This window comes from Halomonas cupida (genome assembly GCF_900142755.1).
Classification (GTDB): domain Bacteria; phylum Pseudomonadota; class Gammaproteobacteria; order Pseudomonadales; family Halomonadaceae; genus Halomonas; species Halomonas cupida.
In genome coordinates this window covers 693,281-708,620 of record NZ_FRCA01000001.1, presented here as the reverse complement: position 1 = coordinate 708,620, position 15,340 = coordinate 693,281, and the positions used below count along the sequence as shown (strand labels likewise).

Annotated in this window: 15 protein-coding genes; 8 read left to right on the top strand and 7 right to left on the bottom strand. The window is 60.6% G+C overall.

The annotated features are described in order from the left end of the window. The first annotated feature begins 83 nt into the window (after positions 1-83). The 8 genes from BUE38_RS03055 to BUE38_RS03020 all read left to right on the top strand — a co-directional run bounded on the left by BUE38_RS03055 (position 84) and on the right by BUE38_RS03020 (position 9,425). Positions 84-1,166 carry a TRAP transporter substrate-binding protein gene (locus tag BUE38_RS03055; RefSeq protein ID WP_084541676.1) on the top strand — a complete coding sequence of 361 codons (1,083 nt, stop codon included), beginning with the start codon at positions 84-86 and terminating at the stop codon, positions 1,164-1,166. 92 nt (positions 1,167-1,258) lie between these two features. After that, complete coding sequence (locus BUE38_RS03050) at positions 1,259-1,792, top strand: TRAP transporter small permease (protein ID WP_073433519.1); 534 nt, start codon at positions 1,259-1,261, stop codon at positions 1,790-1,792. Next, positions 1,789-3,045 (top strand): TRAP transporter large permease, encoded by a 1,257-nt coding sequence (locus tag BUE38_RS03045; RefSeq protein WP_143166169.1) that lies wholly within the window; start codon positions 1,789-1,791, stop codon positions 3,043-3,045. The genes BUE38_RS03050 and BUE38_RS03045 overlap by 4 nt, the downstream gene beginning before the upstream one ends. A gap of 63 nt (positions 3,046-3,108) precedes the next feature. Then, positions 3,109-4,533 (top strand): FAD-binding oxidoreductase, encoded by a 1,425-nt coding sequence (locus tag BUE38_RS03040; protein ID WP_073433518.1) that lies wholly within the window; start codon positions 3,109-3,111, stop codon positions 4,531-4,533. 91 nt (positions 4,534-4,624) lie between these two features. Continuing rightward, positions 4,625-5,830, top strand: coding sequence for a fumarylacetoacetate hydrolase family protein (locus BUE38_RS03035; protein ID WP_073433517.1), 1,206 nt, complete (start codon positions 4,625-4,627; stop codon positions 5,828-5,830). A gap of 161 nt (positions 5,831-5,991) precedes the next feature. Continuing rightward, positions 5,992-6,741: an SDR family oxidoreductase gene (locus BUE38_RS03030; protein WP_073433516.1), complete on the top strand. Its 750-nt coding sequence runs from the start codon at positions 5,992-5,994 to the stop codon at positions 6,739-6,741. A gap of 52 nt (positions 6,742-6,793) precedes the next feature. Continuing rightward, the gene (locus BUE38_RS03025) at positions 6,794-7,645 is read left to right on the top strand and encodes a fumarylacetoacetate hydrolase family protein (protein ID WP_073433515.1); all 852 of its coding nucleotides are present in this window, start codon (positions 6,794-6,796) and stop codon (positions 7,643-7,645) included. Between the two features lie 133 nt (positions 7,646-7,778). Continuing rightward, the gene (locus BUE38_RS03020) at positions 7,779-9,425 is read left to right on the top strand and encodes a UxaA family hydrolase (RefSeq protein ID WP_234986743.1); all 1,647 of its coding nucleotides are present in this window, start codon (positions 7,779-7,781) and stop codon (positions 9,423-9,425) included. A gap of 72 nt (positions 9,426-9,497) precedes the next feature. Here the strand turns inward: BUE38_RS03020 and nanR are convergent, their stop codons facing one another. The 7 genes from nanR to BUE38_RS23070 all read right to left on the bottom strand — a co-directional run. Continuing rightward, complete coding sequence (nanR, locus tag BUE38_RS03015; RefSeq protein WP_073433514.1) at positions 9,498-10,217, bottom strand: transcriptional regulator NanR; 720 nt, start codon at positions 10,215-10,217, stop codon at positions 9,498-9,500. A gap of 153 nt (positions 10,218-10,370) precedes the next feature. Next, the gene (locus BUE38_RS03010; RefSeq protein ID WP_073433513.1) at positions 10,371-11,447 is read right to left on the bottom strand and encodes an Ldh family oxidoreductase; all 1,077 of its coding nucleotides are present in this window, start codon (positions 11,445-11,447) and stop codon (positions 10,371-10,373) included. A gap of 2 nt (positions 11,448-11,449) precedes the next feature. Continuing rightward, positions 11,450-11,608 (bottom strand): hypothetical protein, encoded by a 159-nt coding sequence (locus tag BUE38_RS22830; protein ID WP_159438839.1) that lies wholly within the window; start codon positions 11,606-11,608, stop codon positions 11,450-11,452. A 269-nt stretch (positions 11,609-11,877) separates the two neighbouring features. Next, entirely contained in the window at positions 11,878-13,257 is a 1,380-nt protein-coding gene (locus BUE38_RS03005; protein WP_084541675.1) for a TRAP transporter large permease, read from the bottom strand. A gap of 16 nt (positions 13,258-13,273) precedes the next feature. Then, positions 13,274-13,822, bottom strand: coding sequence for a TRAP transporter small permease (locus BUE38_RS03000; protein WP_073433512.1), 549 nt, complete (start codon positions 13,820-13,822; stop codon positions 13,274-13,276). A gap of 108 nt (positions 13,823-13,930) precedes the next feature. Continuing rightward, complete coding sequence (locus BUE38_RS02995) at positions 13,931-14,929, bottom strand: sialic acid TRAP transporter substrate-binding protein SiaP (RefSeq protein ID WP_073433511.1); 999 nt, start codon at positions 14,927-14,929, stop codon at positions 13,931-13,933. Between the two features lie 168 nt (positions 14,930-15,097). Next, a partial coding sequence (locus tag BUE38_RS23070) for a hypothetical protein (RefSeq protein WP_200802123.1) occupies positions 15,098-15,340 on the bottom strand: 243 nt, incomplete at its 5' end.

Below are 15,340 nucleotides of genomic sequence, written 5' to 3'. Positions count from 1 at the left end.
AAAGCAACACGCGAGGCGCCGGACGCGGCGCCTCGTCTATCCCGCAGGCCTGCCTTCAGAGCCTGTCAAAAAGGAGACCGACAATGACAATCACAAGGTACGCCACTCCGAGCTTCCCCCTGCGCATCATTACCGCCTCGATCGGCGCTCTGGCGCTGACGCTGGCCACCCTCTCCACGGCCCAGGCCGCAGCCGAGATGCCGCCGATTCCCGAAGTGACAGGCGACGTTGTTGAAGGAGATGGCAATGATTACACCATCAAGTTCAGCATTGGCACCACGCAATCGGGTGCCCAATATCGTGGACTGGAATACTTCGAGGATATCGTCGAGGCACGCAGCGACGGACACATCCAGGTCGAGCTGTTCCACAGCGCACAGCTTGGCGATGACCTGCAGGCCGTCAGTGCACTGCAGTCCGGCACTCTGGAGATGACTGCGCCCTCGACCTCTCCGTTGGTGAATATGTTCCCGCAGTTCGCGGTCTTTGACCTACCGTTCCTGTTCCCGACCCCCGAGGTTGCCGATGAGGTGCTCGACGGTGAGATCGGTGACAGCATGCTGGGCATCGCCAGCAGCAACGGTCTGGTGGCCATCGGCTGGGCCGAGAATGGTTATCGCCAATTGACCAACAGCCAGGCCGCGGTGGACTCCCCGGACGACCTGGATGGCCTCAAGGTTCGCACCATGCAGAACCCGATCCATCTGGATATCTGGCGGACGCTGGGCGCCAACCCTACCCCGATGTCATTCGCCGAGTTGTTCACTGCACTGGAGCAGGGTGTCGTCGATGGTCAGGAGAACCCATGGATCACTATCCAATCGTCTCGCTTCAATGAAGTCCAGGGCTATGCCAGCGAGACCAACCATGTCTACACGCCGTTCATCACCCTGGTGTCCGAGCGCTTCTGGAACAAGCTCCCGGAAAGCTACCAGCAGATGCTGGTTGAAGCCGCCCAGCAGATGGGGGACTACGAACGCGAAGTCAGCCGCAGCCTGAACGATCAGATCAAGCAGGAGCTGATCGACGAGGGCATGCAGATCACCGAACTCACCCCGGAGCAGGTCACCACCTTCCAGGAATCGCTGGCGCCGGTCTATGACAATTGGCGCGACCAGGTGGGCGGCGAATTGATCGATTCGATTCGCGCCACCTCCGCTCAGTGATCTGTTGACTCACCACGTTGTTCACCACATCGGGCCAGACCCGGTGTGGTGCTCATCCAGACCTTGTGTCGTTAACCCTGTGGAGATGCTCGATGACGACTCAAACGTCAAGTCAGACACCCGGGTGGCTGGCGGGGCTGATCACCACGCTACGCATAGCCGTCGGCCTGCTGGTAGTGGGAGTGGTGTTCTGTGTATGTGCCAATGTCTTCGGCCGCTTCGTACTCAACACGTCCTATTCCTGGGCCGAGGAAATGTCACGGGTACTGTTCATCTGGCTGGTGCTGTTGGGAGCCGGCCTCGGTAGCCTCGAACGCCAGCACGTTGCCGTCACCTACTTCAAGGACCTGGCCCCTACCGGACTGCGCCGCCTACTCAACCTGCTCGCCATCGCCATCATCTATGGCGTGTGCGTGTGCATTCTACTCGGCTTCAAGGAGCTGATTTCCGGCTACACCAGCGCCACACCAATGCTCGGCATTCCCAGAACCTGGCTGTACAGCGCCATGCCGGTCATGGCGGTACTGACACTGATTGCCAACAGCCTGGCGCTGATCGCCTTGTTCAAAAAGGACCGGGTCAAGAACAACACGCCCGAAACGCCATCCAGAGAGGAAGAGCCATGATTCTGTGGAGCATCCTCATCGGCCTGGCGATCTGTATCGCCATCGGCATGCCGATTTCCTTCGGACTTGGCGCCATCAGTCTGTTCATTTTCTTTCATTCCGGCTATTCGCTGTCGCCGATCGTTGATCAGGCAGTGAATGGACTCGACTCGTTTCCGCTGTTGGCGATTCCACTGTTCATCCTGGTGGGTGAGGTCATGAGCGAAGGCGGAATCGCCACCCGGCTGGTACGCCTGGCCAGTGCCCTGGTGGGCTTTGTCGCCGGTGGTCTCGGCCAGGTCGCGGTGATGACCTCGATGTTCTTTGGCGGCATCAGTGGCTCCGCCGTGGCAGATGCCTCAGCCGTGGGCAGTATGATGATCGAGCCCATGAAACAACACCGCTACACGGCATCGATGGCCACTGCGATCGTCGTGGCCGCATCAGTGGTGGGTATCATCATTCCGCCATCGATTCCCATGATCCTGTTCGGCGTCGTCACCAACACCTCGATCTCGCAGCTGTTCCTCGCCGGCATCGTGCCGGGAGTGTTGATCACCCTGGGTCTTGCCATCACCACCTATGTCCAGTCCCGCAAGACCGGGCGCGGCCAACCGTTCTCACTGCCTGAGTTGGGTGCCGCACTCAAGGACGCGCTGCTTGCCCTGCTGCTGCCAGTGATCATTGTCGGTGGCATCCTGACCGGCGTGTTCACTCCCACCGAAAGCGCCGCCATCGCTCTGCTCTATGCCATCATCGTCTCACTGCTGGTATATCGCAGCCTGACCCTCAAGCGCCTGTTCGAGCTGTGCATCGCCACCGGCCGCCTGACAGGTGTGGTGATGCTACTGCTGGCTTTCGCCAGCGTGTTGGCGTGGCTACTGACGGCCAACATGATCCCTCAACAACTGGTAGTCAGCCTGTCGGCGATCACCGAGAACAAACTGCTGCTGTTACTGCTGCTCTCGGCCTTTCTGCTGATCGTCGGTTTCTTCATGGACCTGACTCCAGCGATGGTCATTCTTGCCCCCTTGATGACCCCGGTGGTGGTCAAGCTCGGCATCGACCCGGTGTACTTCGGCGTGCTGATGTCCTTCGTGCTCGGCATCGGCTTGATCACACCGCCCGTCGGCACCGTGCTCTACGTCGGCTGCGGTGTCGGCAAGGTGGGCATGGAGAGCCTGGTGAAGAGTCTGTTGCCGTTCTATTTCACACTGCTGGCACTGCTGGCGTTGTTTCTGGTGTTCCCCGGCCTGGTGCTGTGGTTCCGCTAGCACGGTGTTTCCATTTCTACCAACGCCGTCATTTCACCAGTCACCGAACATGATGGAGGCCCCATGCGCGATGAGCTGATTACCTTTCTTCAACAGTCCCTTGGCCCCAACGGCGTGTTGAGCAACGCCAACGATACCGAGCGCTACTGCCTGGACTGGGCCGGTGCTCGTGGCGCCGAACCTCTCGCCGTTGCCCGCCCGGCCAGCGTCGACGACGTCGCCGATGTCATGCGCTACTGCCATCAGCATGATATTCCGGTGGTACCCCAGGGCGGCGGTAGCGGCCTGGTGGAGGGGGCATTGCCGGACCGCCATACACCGGAACTGGTGTTGAGTCTGGAGCGCCTCAACCGGATTCGTGCGCTGGATGCGATCAACTTCACCATCAGCGTCGACGCCGGTTGCGTATTGCAGGAGGTCAAGGATGCCGCTCTGGCCGAGGACTGCTTCTTTCCCCTCGCGCTTGGCGCTCAGGGCAGTTGTCAGATCGGAGGCAATATCTCGACCAATGCCGGTGGCCTGAATGTGCTGCGCTACGGCATGACACGCCAGCTGGTGCTCGGCCTCGAGGTGGTACTGCCGGATGGCCGAATCCTCAGTGACATGCGTCCGCTGCACAAGAACAACACCGGCTACGACCTCAAACAGTTGTTCATCGGTGCCGAGGGAACCCTCGGTATCGTCACCGGAGCCGTCCTCAAGCTCTGCCCGCAACCTGCCAACTCAAGGGTGGCACTGATCGGTTGCCCCGATGTGCGGGCGGTGATGCAACTCTATGGTCTGGCGCGACGCAGTTGCTGTGACCTGCTGACCGCGTTCGAGCTGATTCCGCGTCGCTGCATCGAACTGGCGCTGGAAGCGGCCCCCACGCTCAGGGATCCGCTGGATGAGCCCCATCCGGTCTACGTGCTGCTCGAGGTTGCGGCCAGCGGCGAGCTGGATCTGGATGCCATGATCGAGACGCTGTTCAGTCAGGGGATGGAACGACAACTACTCGGCGACGGTGTACTGGCCAGTAGCGAGGCTCAGGCGGCCCAGTTGTGGCAGTTCCGGGAGGCCATGCTCGAGGGCCAGCAGCGACGCGGAGTGCACCTGCGCACCGATATCGCCCTTCCCATCTCGGCACTGGACACCTTTCATCACCAGGCCGAGCGGCTGGTGGCCGAGCTGTCGCCGGATGCCGAAGTGATCGCCTATGGTCATGTCGGTGACGGTAACCTGCATTTCAATGTTCTTCCGCCCACTGGGCTGGATGACGACGACAAGCTTGCCCTGCTCCACGATATCGAGGAGCAACTGTTCGAGCTTGTCACAGAGTTCGACGGCAGCATCAGCGCCGAGCACGGCATTGGCCGCATCAAGCAGAGCGCCTTTCTTGCCAGCCTGTCGGCGCCGGAATATGACATCATGCGCGGCCTGAAACGCCTGCTGGACCCACGAGGAAACCTCAGTGCCGGACGCATTCTGCCACGTTCGGATGGCCGTTGATCCGATGTGGCCCTTGTTCTTGATGAAGATAGTTCTTGATGAAGATAGTTCTTGATGAAGACAGTTTTCATCACGACAACAACCGCCTGTCATGACCACACCCGTCTGTGATGACAACAATCTTACCCCCAGGAGACTTGCCTTGATCCCCAATATTCTTCCCCAGGATGCCGAACACGCCCTGCTGGTAGGACGTGTATGGCGCGATGACCAGCGCGGCCCGGCCATTGTTGCCCTGCGCGCGGACAAGGTCATCGACCTCAGTGCCCATGTCAGCGTAATGGCCGACCTGCTCGAGCGTGACGATGCCGCGCAACTGGTGCGCGACGCTCAGGGTGAGGCCCTGTGTTCCGTTGATGAACTCGTCGCCAACTCCCTGGCCCGCCCTCAGGTCAGCCCCTACCTGCTGGCTCCCTGTGACGTACAGGCCATCAAGGCCTGTGGGGTGACCTTTGCCGTCAGCCTGCTGGAGCGGGTCATCGAGGAACAGGCCGGCGGAGATCCCTCTCGAGCTGCCAGTCTGCGTGATGAGCTGAATGCCATCATCGGCAGCGACCTGTCTCGTATCAAGCCCGGCTCCGACGCGGCCATGGCGCTGAAGGCGGAGCTTCAGGCACGCGGTGCCTGGTCCCAGTACATGGAAGTCGGTATCGGACAGGATGCCGAGGTATTCACCAAGGCACAGCCGTTCTCGGCGGTAGGTTTCGGTGCCAGCGTCGGCCTTCATCCGGCCTCGCAGTGGAACAACCCCGAGCCGGAAGTGGTGCTGGCCGTGGATTCCCGGGGTCAGGTCAAGGGAGCAACCCTCGGCAATGATGTCAATCTGCGCGATGTCGAAGGGCGCAGCGCTCTGCTGCTCGGCAAGGCCAAGGACAACAATGCTTCCTGTTCCATCGGCCCCTTCATCCGTTTGTTCGATGCGCACTTCTCCATGGATGATATTCGCCAGGCGCTGGTCAGCCTGCGTATCGAAGGCCAGCAGGACGGCTTCCTGCTTGATGACAGCAGTGACATGCGTGAGATCAGCCGAGACCCCCTGGACCTGGTCAGCCAGACCATCGGTCGTCACCACCAGTACCCGGATGGCTTCATGTTGTTCCTCGGCACCATGTTCTCGCCGATCCAGGATCGCAACGGCCCTGGTCAGGGCTTCACCCATCATCTCGATGACATGGTGACCATCTCGACACCGACGCTGGGCAGCTTGTCGAACCCGGTGGGCCGCAGTGATCAACTGCCACCCTGGCAATACGGTATCCGTGCCTGGTTGGCCCATCAGAGAGGTACGCAAGGCTGAGGGAGCACCGCTGGAAGCAGACTGGATACCGGATTGGCGAGCCACGAGGAGCTGAGCCATACTCGCTGAAGCATCATGCTTTCATGCTGTCATACCAGTTGATCCAGGCGGCGACCTGACAACCGGTCTGGCCAACGCTTCGACTATCGCGAGGATTGTCCATGCGCCTCAACCACAAGATCGCCCTGGTCACCGCTGCCGGCCAGGGCATTGGACAGGCCACAGCCACTCGGTTTGCGGCGGAAGGAGCGCGGGTCATTGCGACGGACATCGATGCCGACAAGCTGCAAACCCTGAGCACGGTGGATGGCATCGAGTGTCAACGTCTCGATGTCACCGACCCCGCTGCCATCCGGGAGCTGGCTGCTCGTCTGCCCAACCTCGATGTGCTGTTCAATTGTGCCGGATATGTCCACAGCGGCACTCTGCTGGAGTGTGATGCGGATGCCTTCGAGCGTTCCATGGCCATCAATGTCGGCTCGATGTTTCATACCATCTCGGCCTTCCTGCCCGGCATGCTCGACGCCGGCCAGGGTAGCATCATCAACATGGCCTCGGTGGCATCCAGCCTCAAGGGCGTGCCCAACCGTTTCGCCTACGGTACCAGCAAGGCGGCGGTACTGGGGCTTACCCGCTCCATCGCCGCCGACTATGTGACCCGTGGCGTGCGCTGCAATGCCATCTGCCCCGGAACGGTGGACTCGCCATCGCTGCGCCAGCGTATCCATGACCAGGCAAGGGCGCAGGGCAGCAACGAGGATGAGGTTCGTCAGGCATTTCTGGATCGCCAACCCATGGGACGGCTGGGTACGGTGGCGGAGATTGCGGCACTCGCCACCTACCTTGCTAGTGACGAATCGGCTTATACCACGGGAACCGCTCAGATCATCGATGGCGGTTGGCTGGCCTGATGCCTCCCTCTCCCGGCTTTCATAAACACAAGCACAAGGACAAGGATTCACCATGAAACTATTGCGTGTTGGCCTCCCCGGCGAGGAAACCCCGGCCATTCTCGATGCCGATGGCGTCATTCGCGACCTTTCCGGAGTCATCGATGACATTGCCGGCGATCACCTGTCCGCGGCGAGCCGCAAGCATCTCACCGGTCTGGATCTATCGCGCCTCCCGAAGATCAGCGATTCAACTCGCATCGGCCCCTGTGTTGGACGGGTCGGCAAGTTCATCTGCATCGGTCTGAACTACGCCGACCATGCAGCGGAAAGCGGTTCTGAGGTCCCTCCTGAGCCGGTCGTCTTCAACAAGTGGACCAGCGCCATCTGTGGCCCCAACGACAATGTCGTGATTCCCCGCGGCTCCAGCAAGACCGACTGGGAAGTCGAACTCGGCGTGGTCATCGGCAAGGCAGGCCGCTATATCGATGAAGCCGACGCCCTCGAGCACGTGGCCGGCTACTGCGTGGTCAATGACATCTCCGAGCGGGAGTTCCAACTGGAACGCAGCGGCACCTGGGATAAGGGCAAGGGCTGCGATACCTTTGGCCCCATCGGCCCCTGGCTGGTGACCCCCGACGAGATTGGCGACCCGCAGAACCTCGGTATGTGGCTGGATGTGGACGGCAAGCGCTATCAGGATGGTTCCACCCGCACCATGGTCTATCAGGTGCCTTTCCTGATCAGCTATCTCAGCCGCTTCATGAGCCTGCAACCCGGCGACATCATCTCCACCGGTACGCCTCCGGGGGTCGGCCTGGGACAGAAGCCGCCAGTCTATCTGCGCGCTGGCCAGACCATGCAGTTGAGCATCGAGGGGCTCGGCACTCAGACCCAACAGGTCTTTGCCGAATCCGACGCCTGAACCACACGCTTGAGCCATGTGCTTCAACATGGGCACAACAGCCGACCATGGCCCAGCGACCATCATTCAAATTACCCGCGGTCGAGAACATCGACCGCTCAAGAACAACAGATTGATTGAGGAGGCCATGACCGTGGCAACCACTACCCCACCACTGGCCACCGATACCGTTGGGCGGCCCAGTCTGCTGGTGCACGCCAGCGACAATGTTCGCGTAGCGCTACGTGACCTCGCCGCCGGCACGCTGATCGAGGATGGCGATACCAGCGTTCGTCTGGTGGAACCGATTCGCCAGAAGCACAAGTTTGCGCTGTGCGACCTGCAAGTCGGCGATACCGTCACCATGTATGGCGTTACCGTGGGACGCGCCACCCGGGCGATTTCCGCGGGCGGTGCCATCCGTACCGACAATCTGGCCCATTCCACCGATTCCAGCGGAGACGTGGTTCGTCGAGAACACTGGCTGGCACCCGATATCAGTAGCTTTGCCGACGCTACTTTCGACGGGTTTCATCGGCCGGACGGCCAGGTGGGTACCGCCAATATCTGGCTGGTGGTGCCGCTGGTGTTCTGCGAGAACCGTAATATCGAAGTATTGCGGCAGAGCGTGGCCGAGGCCCTGGGCGATGACCCCTATCGCGACTACAAGCGCATGGCCAGGGCCATGCTGCGCGGTGAGAGTGGCGATGAGGGTTCCCCTCCGCTGAGTTCACCCTTTGCCAATGTCGATGGCGTGCGCTTCCTGACCCATCACCAGGGGTGCGGCACCACCGATGATGATGCACTGGCACTATGCCGCCTGCTGGCCGGTTACATCACTCATCCCAATGTGGCCGGTGCCACGGTTCTGAGCCTCGGGTGCCAGAAGGCACAGATCGCCATGCTCAAGCAGGCAATGAAGGAACGTGATCCTGAGGGACTGCGCCCGGTGCACTATCTCGAGCAACAGGCCAGTGCCAGCGAGGACGCCCTTATTCGCGAAGCGCTGACGACCATTTTCGATGGCCTACACGAAGCCAATAAGGTCGAGCGACGCCCGGCTCCGCTGTCAAAGCTGCGGATCGGTGTGGAATGCGGCGGGTCGGATGGCTTTTCGGGACTCTCGGCCAATCCGGTGGTCGGCGCCACCATCGACCGACTGGTGGCACTGGGCGGCAGCGGCATACTCAGCGAGTTTCCGGAGCTCTGTGGCGTCGAGCATGAACTGCGAGCACGCTGTGTGGACGACGCCACCGCGCAGCGCTTCGCCGACCTGATGGAAGCCTACCAGCGGCACGCAGCAGCAGTCGGTGCCGACTTCTCCATGAACCCTTCTCCAGGCAATGTCCGTGATGGACTGATCACCGATGCCATGAAGTCCGCCGGTGCGGCCCGCAAGGGAGGGGGAAGCCCGGTGGTCGAAGTGCTCGACTACACCGAGCCCGCCACACGTCCGGGGCTGAGCCTGTTGTGCACGCCCGGCAGTGACGTCGAGTCGACCACGGCGCTAGCGGGGTCCGGGGCCAACCTGGTGATTTTCACCACAGGGCTCGGTACCCCGACTGGCAACCCTGTGGTGCCCGTACTCAAGGTCTCGAGCAACTCGGACCTGGCCCGCCGCATGGCTGATATCATCGATTTCGATACCGGTGAGGTGATCCGTGGGGAGGCGAGCATCGACGAACTCGCCGACAAGCTGCTGCAGCAGTGTCTGGACGCAGCCTCCGGTCGCTACACCACCAGAGCCGTGTCGCTGGCCCAGCACGACTTTATCCCCTGGAAGCGCGGCGTATCGCTCTAGCCCGCCATCATGCAGTTCGGTATCGAGGGACCCAGTGCCGAACTGCACACTCCCATCAGCGCTTGCCAACCATCAATGCTTGCCGAGTCGCTGCTTCAACTGCATGTAGGTGCCGTAGTGCCGATCCAGGTGGCGGCGCATGGCCGCTTCGGCATCGTCCGGATGGCGTGAGGCAATGGCCTCGACTATCTCGGTGTGGGCCTCAAGTGCCGCCTGGTCTTCCCCTTCCTGCTGCAATGCCTGCGCCCGGCGATCGTCGAGCCATTCCGACAGCGCCTGGTGGATAGCATCATAGATGGGGTTGCAGCCAATGGCGGCGAGCACACCATGGAAGTCGTTGTCGGCGCGCTTGAAGGCCGCCTCATCACCGATCACCGAGCGCTGATGCTCCAGCGCGGCACGCAATCGGGCAATATCTTCATCCGTGGCATGGGAAGCAGCATGACGCGCCAGAGATACCTCGAACAGCGCACGGGCTTCCTGGAAATACTGCTGTCCCCGCGGCTGCGAGAGCAGTTGACGGGTAACCCCCGACAGTCTGGCCATCACGGCGTCCGCCGTAGGACGAATCACCCGCGCACGAGTACCACTGTTGATGGCGATCAGACCGAGCTTCTGCAGGTAGAACAGCGCTTCCCGCACCGCCGGGCGACCCACACCGAATTGCTCCATCAATTCCCGCTCTGACGGCAGTTGGTCGTCTTCACTGAGCCGTCCTTCCAGAATTTCCGCTTCCAGTTGCTCGGCCACCTGTTCGGAGAGTGTCTTGCGCTCTACCCGATATCTGCTCATCGACGCGATTCTCCTTTCATCCCGTTCCCCTCACCTCTCATCCAACTCCCCTTACCTTCGGGTCGAATGCCATATGGTACTGCACACGGAGACCGCTGTACTGCCTGTCTCACAGCCTTGAGCCACGAAGCGGCACAGGATCGAGACCAGGGCTCAGGCATGCTCAGCGAGTGACGGGATATCGAGTTGGAGGGACAGTTCACGGTAGGCATCACGCTGAGCATGATCCAGCGGTATGCCCTTGCGCCGGCGCTGTTCACGGCACTGCCACTCACGGTCCCCCGGCGCCATTACTGGCCGATCATCGACGCCGCGCATGGCACGTAGATCGTCTCGATAGGCTTTGATGCGCTGTTGGAAGGTATCTCGCTCGATGAAGGCTTCTGGATTCATCACCAGAAAGAAATGCCCCACCCCACGCGGGGTCGACATATCGGGGCCGGTCATGGGCAACAGATGGAAACCATGCATCATGTTGGCCAGAGTCGAGCAGAGGATCTCGACCATGCCGGCCAACCCCGCGCCCTTGAAGCCAAAACCGGCACCTCCGAGCGGCAGCAGTGCCCTGACGTCAGCCGCATGGGTGGTGGTGATACCATCCTCAGTGGCGGCAATATCAGCAGGCAGTTCACGACCGATGGCAGAATACTGCTGCACACGATTCCAGGGAACGGCGCTGGTAGCCATATCGAGCAACCAGGGATCCTCCCCGTCGACCGGAGCGGCGAAGGCTATCGGGTTGGTGCCATGGAAGGCCTGACGACTACCATGCAGCAACACGAAGGGGTCGGAGTTGCACAGGGCCAAGCCCAGCATGCCCTGCTCCGCTGCAGTCATCGCGTAACAGCCCGCAGCCCCGAAATGCGAGGAGTTACCTACCGAGACCGCCCCGACACCCACCTGACGTGCCATTTCCACGGCCTTCTCGACGGCACGATAGCCAGCCAGATGTCCCAGACCATGCCCGGCATCAAGCACCGCCACCGCAGGCAGGCGTTGCTCCATCCGCAACTGGGGAGCGCCACACACGCGCCCTCCCTGCAGTTCCTTGATGTAGTGCGGCAGAAGGCGCAGTCCGTGGCTATCGACCCCCATCAATGATGCCGTCACCAGCGCCCTGACCACCGCGTCGCTGGTCGGCGTATCGGCGCCACAGCGGGCCAGGCTCTGGCCGATAAAGCGCCTCAGATCCGCCTCGTCAACCCGACAACAGATGTCGTCCCTGTGCATGGTCAATCCCTTCCTCTCTTATTGACATGACAATCAAATAGCTCCTCCTGATCGATTTGATTGTCGTCCGCACCACACTGGCGCAGATGCGCGGATCTGCTGGTGTGGTGCGGTCTCGCGTCGGCCTGATGGCCGACGGCGGCACGTCCCTGTGCCGCCATTAACCCGACATGAAAGCATGCCGGGTTAATATCGAATGACCGGCCTCGAACAGGCGGTGTTGTCCATCGCTTTTCCTATCATCCCCTCGCTGCACGCAACCCACATGGACGTGGGAAGTGCGTGTTCGTGTCGGGAACACGAATAGCCAACCCACATGGACGTGGGAAGTGCCCCCGTTCGCCAGGAACGAATAGGGGCCAGCTCGTGGCTCGTGGCTCGTGGCTCGTGGCTCGTGGCTCGTGGCTCGTGGCTCGTGGCTCGTAGCCCATCATCGATATATCAGAGTCGGCAGCCACATCGAGATGGCAGGGACAAAGGTCACCAGCATCAAGGCAATCAACAGGGGTATGAGGAACGGGAAGGTCCCGCGCATGCAGTGCTCGAAGGAGATTCCGGAGACTCGCGACAGCACATAGAGCACCATGCCCACTGGCGGTGTCAGCAGCCCGATCATCAGGTTCAGCACCATGATCACCCCGAAATGTACCGGGTCGACACCGGATGCCACGGCCACCGGCAATAGCACCGGCACCAGAATGGTGATCGCAGCGATGGTCTCCATGAAGCAGCCGACGATGATCAACACCAGGTTGATGATCAACAGCACCGCCACCGGGTTATCCTGGAAGGGCCCGAGCAGTGCCATGACATGCTGGGCCACCTGGTTGCTGGTCAGGATCCAGGCAAAGATCGAGGCTCCCGCCACGATGAACAGGATGATGGCGGTAGTTTCGATGGTCTCCATACTGACCTTGAGCAGCCGACGCCAGGTCAGGGTCCGATAGACGAGGCCACCCAATACCAGGGCATAGACCACCGCAGCAATCGCCGCCTCTGTTGGGGTAAAGGCGCCACTGATAATGCCCCCGACAATCAGCACCGGGGTCAGCAACGATAGGAAAGCGCGCGAAAAGGTCGTTCCAATGGCCTTGATCGAGAACCTGGCATCACGCTGGTAGCCGCGACGGCGTGCAAGCAGAAAGATCATCACCATCAGCGTCAACCCCATCAGCAGTCCGGGAACGAGGCCAGCCACGAACAGTTGTCCCACGGATACCGATGCCATGACGCCATAGATCACCATCGGCAGACTCGGCGGGATGATCGGGCCGATGGTCGAGGAAGCCGCCGTGATGCCGACCGAGAACTCCTGATCATAGCCGGCATCGCGCATTGCCTTGATCTCGATGGTTCCCAGTCCTCCCGCGTCGGCCACCGCTGCGCCCGACATGCCGGAGAACACAATGCTCGCGCCCACATTGACATGTCCCAGGCCGCCACGCATCCAGCCCATCAGCGCCTTGGCGAAATCAAAAATTCGTGTGGTGATGCCGCCGTTGTTCATCAGGTTACCGGCGAGGATGAAGAACGGAATGGCCAGCAGTGGGAAACTGTCGATGCCGTTGATCATGCGATGCACCACCACCACATCAGGCACCCTGCCGGTCAAGGTGACATACACCAGACAGGAGCCGGCCAGGCTGATGGCAATCGGCACACCGACCAGCAACAGGGTAAACAACAGTACGAACAGCAGTGACAGATAGTAGCCAGCGACAGCCAGCGCCACACAGCCGACCAGAGCCAGCAAGGCAATCACGGGTGCAACGCGCGACCCGTGGCTGTTGGTGATCATCATTTCCTTCATATCGGGGTTCCCCGGCTCAGTCATCATCCTGCTGGAACATCAGTTCACTGCGCCCTTCTCGATAATGACGCCAGGCGAGTTGCAGCGAACGCAGCAACATCAGTACAAACCCCACCATCACCACGTAATAGATCAGGCTCTTGGGTAGATCGACCGACACCATCATCGAGTTGGTGCGCTGGGCCAACTGCCAGGTGATCCACACCATGACCGCCAGAAAGCCAATGCGAATCACATCGACCACTGCCGCCATCACACGGGCAACCGGGTCAGACAGATAGCGGTAGAAGAATTCCACGGCAATGTGGGAGCCCTTGCGCGCTGCCATGGCTCCGCCGAGAAAGCCAACCGCGATCAATAGGTATCGGGCCATTTCCTCGGTCCAGGCAATGGAGTTACCCAGCACATAGCGGCTGAAGAACTGCAGAAAGACATCCAGTGCAAGCAACCAGAACACAACCAGTGTGACGTAGTCCTCGATCACATAGTCGCCGGGTTGGATTCGATCATCATCCTCCGGCAACACGATACCCGTGGACTCTCGGGCGACCTCTCTGTCGTCCATTGCCACCTCCTCGCAGATCAACAACCCGCTGACATGACATCCACGGGAGCCTCAGGGAGTGGCTGCCGACCGCGTTGTGAGCCGGCAACCGGGGTGATGGGCGACGACTTACTGGCCGAGCGCCTGCACACGATCGTAGGTTTCCTGATCCCAGGTCGCGGCGTCGCCATTGTGGAATGGCACCACGGCTTCCCGGAACGGAGCGGGATCCACTTCATTGACGGTAACGCCCTGCTCCTCAAACCACGCCACCAACTCCTGCTCCTGCTGTTGAATGTCGCTGGTGATGTTGGCCCCGGCCTCGGTATAGACGTCGCGGAACACCTGCTTGTCCTCGTCGGACAGGCGGCTCCACAACGAACCACTGGCAATGGTAATCAGCGAGTCAGTGATATGGCCGGTGAGGTTGATATAGTCCTGGACCTCGTAGAACGCCTTGGCCTTGATCGTCGGCAATGGATTCTCCTGGGCATCGACGACGCCCTGCTGCAGGGCCAGGTAGGTCTCGGCGAAGGCAATCGGCGTAGGATTGGCGTCGACCGCTTCCGGGAACATCATGTACATCGGCGCGTTGGGTACACGAATCTTCAGATCCTGCATATCGGCCGGTGTATTGACCGCCTCGTTCGAGGTGACATGGCGCTGTCCGTAGTAGTTCATGGCCAGCGGCACATTACCGGTAGCGTCCTCGTAGCCCTGGGCAATTTCCTCGAACAGGTCACTTTCGGCATAAGCCTTCCAGTGATCGAAATCACGGAACATATAGGGAGCACCAGCAATGCCTATCGGGCCGTAGGAACGCCCGGCGAACTGATTGCCGGTGTAGATCAGGTCCACGGTACCGAGGCTGAGTCCTTCGTTGATGTCCGCTTCCTTGCCCAGTGACGACGCCGGATGTACCTCAATGCTATAGCGGCCATCGGTACGCGTCTCGATCTCATCCGCCGCCCATAGTGCCCATTGATGGTAGGGCTCGGAAGTCTCATAGACGTGAGCAAAAGTGAGTGTCTCGGCGGCGGCCGGAGCAGCGAGTCCAAGACTGGCCAGCGCAGCGATCAAGCAGCGCTGGGTGAAGGCTGAGGAAAGGAGTCGAGGGGACGTACTCATGTTGTTGTTCTCCTGAAGGTCATATGCGGCGCGGGTCTGGGTTCTCCTGACACAAACACTCCTGGCACAAGCACTCCTGACACAAGCACCCTGCTCCCGTATTACCGCCGGGGTGATTACCGAAACGACCATGATGACTGTATACGTGTCATACCATCACAAGGGAATCTAGTTGGCGGTCTGGATACTGACAAGGCACAAACCGCGAGACTTTCGTCGAGGCAAGGTATTCGAGGAGGCGAGCGGGGTCATGAAAACCCGGTCATGAAAACTGGGCCAGCACCCAGGCCCGAGAGAACGAAATGCCGGTGATACCGAGCTATTAACATGGCAATCAAATAGCTCATCCTGATCGATTTGATTGTCGTCCGCACCACACTGGCACAGATGCGCGGATCTGCTGGTGTGGCG

Coding starts and splice junctions, on each gene's coding strand:
- BUE38_RS03055 (WP_084541676.1), top strand. CDS start 84: ATGACAATCACAAGGTACGCCACTCCGAGCTTCCCCCTGCGCATCATT.
- BUE38_RS03050 (WP_073433519.1), top strand. CDS start 1,259: ATGACGACTCAAACGTCAAGTCAGACACCCGGGTGGCTGGCGGGGCTG.
- BUE38_RS03045 (WP_143166169.1), top strand. CDS start 1,789: ATGATTCTGTGGAGCATCCTCATCGGCCTGGCGATCTGTATCGCCATC.
- BUE38_RS03040 (WP_073433518.1), top strand. CDS start 3,109: ATGCGCGATGAGCTGATTACCTTTCTTCAACAGTCCCTTGGCCCCAAC.
- BUE38_RS03035 (WP_073433517.1), top strand. CDS start 4,625: ATGACCACACCCGTCTGTGATGACAACAATCTTACCCCCAGGAGACTT.
- BUE38_RS03030 (WP_073433516.1), top strand. CDS start 5,992: ATGCGCCTCAACCACAAGATCGCCCTGGTCACCGCTGCCGGCCAGGGC.
- BUE38_RS03025 (WP_073433515.1), top strand. CDS start 6,794: ATGAAACTATTGCGTGTTGGCCTCCCCGGCGAGGAAACCCCGGCCATT.
- nanR (WP_073433514.1), bottom strand. CDS start 10,217: ATGAGCAGATATCGGGTAGAGCGCAAGACACTCTCCGAACAGGTGGCC.
- BUE38_RS03010 (WP_073433513.1), bottom strand. CDS start 11,447: ATGCACAGGGACGACATCTGTTGTCGGGTTGACGAGGCGGATCTGAGG.
- BUE38_RS22830 (WP_159438839.1), bottom strand. CDS start 11,608: ATGGCGGCACAGGGACGTGCCGCCGTCGGCCATCAGGCCGACGCGAGA.
- BUE38_RS03005 (WP_084541675.1), bottom strand. CDS start 13,257: ATGAAGGAAATGATGATCACCAACAGCCACGGGTCGCGCGTTGCACCC.
- BUE38_RS03000 (WP_073433512.1), bottom strand. CDS start 13,822: ATGGACGACAGAGAGGTCGCCCGAGAGTCCACGGGTATCGTGTTGCCG.
- BUE38_RS02995 (WP_073433511.1), bottom strand. CDS start 14,929: ATGAGTACGTCCCCTCGACTCCTTTCCTCAGCCTTCACCCAGCGCTGC.